This window comes from Desulfofundulus sp. (assembly GCF_049701015.1).
Lineage (GTDB): Bacteria > Bacillota > Desulfotomaculia > Desulfotomaculales > Desulfovirgulaceae > Desulfofundulus.
On sequence record NZ_JBNATZ010000274.1, the window covers coordinates 1 to 3,213 of the forward strand.

Annotated in this window: 5 protein-coding genes; 2 read left to right on the forward strand and 3 right to left on the reverse strand. The window is 48.4% G+C overall.

The window, feature by feature from the left end; all coding sequences use genetic code 11:
• Window positions 1-788, reverse strand: a 788-nt coding sequence (locus ACPLUI_RS13060; RefSeq protein WP_424660690.1) for a ComEC/Rec2 family competence protein, incomplete at its 3' end; no start/stop codon positions are given.
• Between the two features lie 95 nt (window positions 789-883).
• On the opposite strand from ACPLUI_RS13060, the gene ACPLUI_RS13065 reads away from it, so the two are divergent.
• On the forward strand, window positions 884-1,315 hold the full coding sequence (locus ACPLUI_RS13065; protein WP_424660691.1) for a helix-turn-helix domain-containing protein: 432 nt from the start codon (window positions 884-886) through the stop codon (window positions 1,313-1,315).
• A 291-nt stretch (window positions 1,316-1,606) separates the two neighbouring features.
• The gene (locus tag ACPLUI_RS13070) at window positions 1,607-1,897 is read left to right on the forward strand and encodes a hypothetical protein (protein WP_424660692.1); all 291 of its coding nucleotides are present in this window, start codon (window positions 1,607-1,609) and stop codon (window positions 1,895-1,897) included.
• A gap of 342 nt (window positions 1,898-2,239) precedes the next feature.
• Here ACPLUI_RS13070 and ACPLUI_RS13075 read toward each other — a convergent pair whose 3' ends face one another.
• Window positions 2,240-2,890: a hypothetical protein gene (locus ACPLUI_RS13075; protein WP_424660693.1), complete on the reverse strand. Its 651-nt coding sequence runs from the start codon at window positions 2,888-2,890 to the stop codon at window positions 2,240-2,242.
• Window positions 2,872-3,213 (reverse strand): DNA cytosine methyltransferase (locus tag ACPLUI_RS13080; RefSeq protein ID WP_424660694.1); only part of this gene is annotated, 342 nt, incomplete at its 5' end. The genes ACPLUI_RS13075 and ACPLUI_RS13080, both read right to left, overlap by 19 nt.

Here is a 3,213-nt window from a genome sequence, read left to right on the forward strand (position 1 = left end):
GGCAATAAGCGGTGATGGCGGCTGTACAACCCGCGCAAAGCGTCCCGGCCGCCGCTGGAGACAAGCAAAACCCCCGCAATCAAAAGAGGATACCACGCCGCCACCAAGAAAAAAGGCGGCGTGGGAACATAGATTACCGAGCCGGGCAAAGCCCGGCACAGGGTAACAAGACACAGGAAGACATCCATGAGCAGGGAGGTGCTGACGTTCAGAAAACCGGCCAGAACGGGCACAACCAGACCAAGGAGGGCGGAAGCAGTACCCAGGCCGAGGATCAATCCGGTGAGCGGAACTGCCACCAGGTTGGTCAATAGAGAGACCGGGGAAATTAAATTGTAGTACCGGGCTACCAGGGGCAGAGTGGCCAGCTGGGCGGCCAGGGAAACCCAGAGGGCACCTCTCAGCCATGTATGCCGGATAATCTTTTTTAACAGCCGGTCCAGCACCGGCCCCAGGTAGAGGATGCCCCAGGTGGAAGCAAAGGAAAGCTGAAAGCCGATGTCGTAAAGGAACAGTGGGTTGGCCATGAGGCCGGCCAGGGCGGCAGCAGCCAGGGTGGTGGGCCAGTCCCTTGCCCGGCCCAGGTGGTTGGCCCACAAAAACATGAGGGCCATGAGGGTGGAACGGGTTACGGCCGGACCCAGACCGCATAATGTAGCGTAAAGGACCAGCATGGCGGTGACAACAGGAGCGGTAAAAAGAACGGGCACACGCAGCAACCTGACCAGGGCCAGCACCCCGCCCAGGACAAGACCCACGTGCAGGCCGCTGACGCTCAAGATGTGCATTAAACAAGCAGTATAACAGTAAATACATACCTTTCTTTTTAGACCTTGAAATTCCCGGCAAACACGTGGATGCAGAAACCAGGGTGAGGGCCATTTTGTCTTCGTTCAAGTTCCCTGAAATCGACATGTCCCTGCCGCCCGGCCTGCGGTTGGAGCAGTTACGGAAGGAAGCAGGGCTTTCAGTCAAGCAACTTGCCAAACAGGCCGGGGTAAGCCCCGATACTATAAGGAGCGCAGAAAAAGGTATCTGTAGCTTAAGGGTACCCACAGCAGCAAAACTGGCCCGCGTGTTTAAAGTTTCTCCCGGGCTGCTGACTATTCCGAAGACAACAGACGGAGCAAGAGGAGAACTGGCTGGCAAGATCACTGCTTTGAGGCTCATGCTAGGGCTGAAACAGAGCGAGTTCGCCGCGTTGCTGGGAGTCAACCCATCCTCCGTCCGTGACTGGGAATTGGGAAAAAGAAAAATGTCTAAGCATCACGAAATGCTACTGGAAATCTGCACGAGTCTGTTACCTCACGCCTGAGGATGGGAGCTTGCCGGTTTTGCCATTTTTTTAAAAAGGATTTTTACCAGTTATTGTAGAAATACCTGATAATATACTGGAGGTGGGATATAATAAGTAAATCTTTTTTGTGACCACTATAAAAAGTTTCATCAGACAACCAGTAATTAATTTCGGATTAAATTCACAAGCCATGGCTAAGAATTTCTCATAACGACATCAGGAAAAAGCTTTATAATAATACAATCCGGGATGATACAGAAACTCTAATTTTACAGAAAAACATGCTGCCTAATTAAGGAGGAGGATAAAATGGATGAATGGCAAATTCTACAAACAGGTGGGCATGTATATGTTAGTGTTAAAGATATGAAGCTTAAGGGTTCGGATACAAAATTTGCTGTAGGTGTAGCCGATGATTCAGTTTGTATTTATGATGCTCCTTATGATGAGAAATGGACTTTCTTTGACAAAGAAGCAAAATGCTGGCCTATTTGTACGGCTGAAGACGTAAGAAATTTTCTAATCCAATCAAAAGAATTTTTTACACCCGAACAACAGGAAGATATTTTAAGACAGCGAGATAGGATGAATGAGATATAACGTTAATTGTTTTGGGGTAAAATGTTGACTTAATTAAGAAAGGGAACTTTCCTCAATTAATTCTGATCTGAGAAAGTGGGAATATTAACCTTGAACCCCAATCCCGTCAACGGATGGCACCGGGTAAAGAGGGCTCTACAAAAAAACTGGAACCAATTTTACACACACCGGTCCAGGGTCATGTCGTTCTGGTGCGCTCAAATAACAATCCGGACAGACAATTGATGGATGGGCTGATAATGGGCTGTACGGGCAAATAAAGCTGTTGCCTGCAAAATATCACGGGGCCTGAAAAGAAACAATATTCTCTTTTGAACCTATGTGTTTCCCTGAATACGATCCTCAGTCTCTTTTACTCTTGCCATACTCACACAGGAAGCTTATCATGCAGATACTACAACCCGGGCGGACAGGTCGGCAAATTTGCGCTGCAAAATCCAGAATACCATAGGAATATTCGATACAATGGCTCATAGGGACGTGTCTGCTTGCCAGCTCAATAAAGCACTTTCGTCGTCGGGTTTCCGGGGTTGCCTGCAGACCGTACAACCGGCATAGAACCCTGACTACATTCGTATCTACAATCACATCCGGTATACCAAAACCAAAGATTCTGATTGCCGCGGCAATATAATCCCCGATTCCGGGTACTGCCAGCAACTCCTTCCGGCCCGACGGAATTTCACCGCCATAGTTTTCTACCAGATATTCCAGACCGGACTTAAAATACTGAAGACGGCAGGTTCGCCCCAGAGAAAGCATAGCCTGACTGGCTTCCCGAAACCTCTCATTCAGCAGACAGACACTGGGATAACGAGAAACCAGATATTTAAAAACCGGTTCTACCTGATCCGCACGGGTTCTCTGCAGGAGAATTTCAGACAGATACACCCGGTACGGAGTCCGTTCCCGCCGCCAGGGATAACTTCGTCCCGCCTCAAGATAATAATGAATTAAATAATCGATAATCTTTGTTACCTTGCTGCCAGACACACCGCAATCCTTTCTCCTTTACAGCGCAAAGATTCCAGCACCTGATAAATAGCCTCGCCGATCGCTTTCGCCATGAGGGGAGGTACGGCATTACCGACATACCTGTAGCGAACATTTCCGGGTGCTGTGAAGACAAAGTCATCCGGAAATGATTGAATGCGTGCTACCTCCCGCACTGTGAATGTTCGTGCCTGATTGCTGTCAGGATGAATGAACCGGTTCCCATCTTTCTCTAGATGAGCAAAAACGGTCGTACAGGGCCTGTCCCAGGAATGCTTTCTGTATTTATCTTCAAAACTGCTCATGTCATATTTAATTAATCG